A 3519-nucleotide genomic window follows, 5' to 3' on the forward strand; every position below is an offset into this window, starting at 1 on the left:
ATCTCACTTAGATAAGACAGTCTTTTAACTAAATATACCAAGAATCCAAGTTGTATTCCAAGTGCTATTATTATTCCTAGAGGTCCAAAGAACAAAGCTCCAAATAACAGTTCAGCAATAACGCAGATAACTGCTAGTGCTATAATTTTCTTTATTAAAGTAAAACTTTGACTAGTTTGAATCAATGTTCTAGTTTTTCTAAAAGCTTCCTTTGATTTTCTAAGTATCCAACATATTATTTTAAAAATCCAACTAGTCCCCCAAAAATCTCTCTTTCTCTCAAAATTTGAAATCTGTTTTATCAACAAAATAAAGTAGAATAATAATATAAAAATAGGTATTACACACAATTGCTTGACCATTGTTCCATTATTTGTATCAGCCACAACAAAAATCATACTTATATCTGTAGCTAAAAAAGCTATAACTACTTCTAGAGGAATTTTGTTATAATAATGCCAAAACTCTCTTTTTGTCTTAGGAAGCTTGAAATTCATAATTATATATACTGCTAAAAATACAACAGCTAATGCAAGTGCTGGCAAACCAACCTTTTTACAAATATCGTATTGTTTCAATACTTCCTGATAATTCTTATAATCATAAGCTAAATTTCCACTTTTTACTATATCCTTAGAAATTGAAATATAAGCACTTATATCGTCATTATTATCTACATCGTCATTCATATAACTAAAATCACTTGGTTGTTTATATTTTTGACCATCTATTTTTCTATCTACTAAATTTTCATTGTCAAACTGAGCTTGATAATATCCATTTGCATTTTTCTTAAATTCACCAATAGTTTTATAATCTGTATTTGTAAATACTTCCTTTGTTTTATTGTTAATTGAAAAATACTTTATATTATCCAAAGTTTTTAAATATTCCTTTGAATTTTTTTTATTATATTTTATATATTGCTTTTGTGTCTCTTCATAACCTCCATATGAAGGATCATCGCTATAATTATCTTCATCTGCAACAGAGTATTTTAACTGATCTAAAATCCCACTTACCACATTATCAAAATGATTGCTTTTAAAATAATCCTTCTCTATTTTAATATTACCTTCTTCAACAGAAGAAGCTATATAATAAAAACTTCCATCTCCACAAATACATTCCACTAAAAATGAAAAATTAGTTCCTAAAAAAATAGACAACGATATTAAAAATCCAAGTAAAAATACATTTTTTAGTTTTTTCATAGGATCACCTCTATAATTTCTCTATTTTATAACCGATCCCCCATACGACTTTTAAATATCTAGGCTCCTTAGGGTTTATCTCAATTTTTTCCCTGATTCTTCTAATATGAACTGCCACTGTATTTTCTACATTGAAGCTCTCTTCCTTCCATACCTTTTCGTAAATCTCATCTATTGAGAAAACTATGCCCTTATTTCTAAGGAGTAATTCCAATATTCTATATTCTATAGGGGTAACCTTTATTAAATTTCCATCTACCTTTACCTCCTTAGTAGATATGTTTAATTCTAATCCACCACTTCTTAATACATCTTCTCTGACTTCATTATTATAATTTCCCAAATTCATATATCTTCTTAAATTAGATTTAACCCTTGCTATTAGCTCTAACAAGTTAAATGGCTTTGTTATGTAATCATCGGCACCTATATTCAACCCTAAAATCTTATCTGTATCCTCACCCTTTGCAGACACCAAAATTATAGGTATGTTTTTTTCCTGTCTGATTTTTATAGTCGCCTTGATTCCATCTAGCTTAGGCATCATTATATCCATCAAAATCAGATGTATCTCTTCTGTCGTAAGTATATCTAAAGCCTCTATTCCATCGTATGCCTTAAATACCTTATAACCTTCATTTCTCAAGTATATCTCGATAGACTCAACTATCTCCTTATCATCATCAACTACTAGTATATTGTACATTTTAAAATATCCTTTCCCCTTGCAATTTATGTGCTATTGTTTTTTATAGCTATCTTTATAAAATAATTATACACGACTATGCCTCCTTATCAAATTATACCTTTATAATACAAGCCAAGTTTTACATACTACCTAATATAAATCTTAAATTTTTCTTACATTAATAAGGAGATCTTATCTGCATAAAAAAACTGAACTTTTAAAGTTCAGCTTTTTTATGTATTTTAAATATATTATTTTAATAACTCAAAGTATCCACTAGGATGGAAGAAATAAATATTGCCAGTTTCTTTATCAACTAAGTATGCCATATCTCCTTCACATTGTGGTAAGAAAACATAACCTTTAATTCCGTTTTCTTTGATACATTCATATGTGTTTTCATCACCCATATAATCGTAATCTAAAGATGGTTCGAAGTCTTTTACAAGTTGTAGAGCTTCTGATTTTGTCAATGCTTTGTCTTCATTTGTTTCTTCTTTTACTTGTTGTTTTTGATTAGTAGCTTCAACTACCTCTTGTTCTGATTTTGTATCATTTAAATCAGTTGCGTAAGATTCTTTTATAGGTCCAACCACCATTAAACCTACACATAATATTGATATAATACTTATAATAGCTTTTTTCATAATGTCTTCCTCCCATCCATATTATTTTGAATGAATTATATTATTTCTTTATTTATACTATTATAGTACCACCTAATATTATGAATTTGTAGTTACACAAATGTTACTTAAGATTACAAATTAGTAACAATGTTTACACGGTTGTTACTTTTATTATAAGGTAAATACAGTCAACAACTTTACATTTATATATATATTAAATAAATTTCTTTATCATATTTTCTATATTTTCTATTGTAACATCTCCATTAGATGTTTCGTCTAAAACCTCACCTTTTTCGTAAATTCTAACTACAGGTAACCCCAATACCTTTTGTTTGATAGCTATTCTAGGTGCAGTTTTAGTATCTAGATTGCAAAATTTCATATTTTTATCGTATTTCTTAGATAATTCCTCTACCTTTGGAAGTAGCTCTTTACATGGTTGACATGTTTCACTCCAAAATTCTACTACAACCCTTCCATCGTAATTTAGTACCTCTTGTTCAAATGTTTCTTTATTTACATTAATCATCGCCATATCCCCCAAATCAATTCTAATTTATGTATTTTTCAGCATTCATAGCTGCAATAGCTCCATCATTTGAAGCAGTTATTATTTGTCTTAAGTTTTTAGATCTACAATCACCCACAGCATAAACGCCATTTATATTTGTCTGCATATTTTGATCGGTTTTTATATAACCTTCTTCATCTAGGTCTAGTAATCCCTCGAATAAATCTGTCTGTGCAGTCAATCCTATAAATACAAATAACCCTATTATCTCCTCGTCTTCATCAGCCTTAAAGACGATTTTTTCATTTGATTCTAAATTTTCAATTTCAATCCCATTTAATATATCTTGACCTAATAATTTTGTAATCTTCACATTTTTTATTACGGATATATTTTCGACTTTTTTACACTTGTCTTCAATATATTTACTACATTTTAATTCATCGTATTTACTCAAAATAGTTACCTTCTTAG

Annotated in this window: 5 protein-coding genes; all 5 read right to left on the reverse strand. The window is 28.2% G+C overall.

Translation table 11 applies throughout. From position 1 onward, the window contains the following. On the reverse strand, positions 1–1214 hold a 1214-nt coding region (locus tag ACI3VO_RS09775), incomplete at its 3' end, for a hypothetical protein (RefSeq protein WP_439757741.1). A 10-nt stretch (positions 1215–1224) separates the two neighbouring features. Beyond that, positions 1225–1920, reverse strand: coding sequence for a response regulator transcription factor (locus ACI3VO_RS09780; protein WP_439757742.1), 696 nt, complete (start codon positions 1918–1920; stop codon positions 1225–1227). Positions 1921–2153: 233 nt separating this feature from the next. Then, positions 2154–2549, reverse strand: a complete 396-nt coding sequence (locus ACI3VO_RS09785; RefSeq protein WP_439757743.1) for a hypothetical protein — start codon at positions 2547–2549, stop codon at positions 2154–2156. Between the two features lie 196 nt (positions 2550–2745). Next, entirely contained in the window at positions 2746–3063 is a 318-nt protein-coding gene (gene trxA / locus ACI3VO_RS09790; RefSeq protein ID WP_320625112.1) for a thioredoxin TrxA, read from the reverse strand. A 22-nt stretch (positions 3064–3085) separates the two neighbouring features. After that, positions 3086–3519 (reverse strand): NAD(P)/FAD-dependent oxidoreductase (locus ACI3VO_RS09795; protein WP_439757744.1); only part of this gene is annotated, 434 nt, incomplete at its 5' end.

This window comes from Intestinibacter sp. (assembly GCF_051866655.1).
Taxonomy (GTDB): Bacteria; Bacillota; Clostridia; order Peptostreptococcales; family Peptostreptococcaceae; genus Intestinibacter.

Excerpts from the sequence above, each read along its gene's own strand:
- ACI3VO_RS09780 (WP_439757742.1), bottom strand. The coding sequence starts at position 1,920 with ATGTACAATATACTAGTAGTTGATGATGATAAGGAGATAGTTGAGTCT.
- ACI3VO_RS09785 (WP_439757743.1), bottom strand. The coding sequence starts at position 2,549 with ATGAAAAAAGCTATTATAAGTATTATATCAATATTATGTGTAGGTTTA.
- trxA (WP_320625112.1), bottom strand. The coding sequence starts at position 3,063 with ATGATTAATGTAAATAAAGAAACATTTGAACAAGAGGTACTAAATTAC.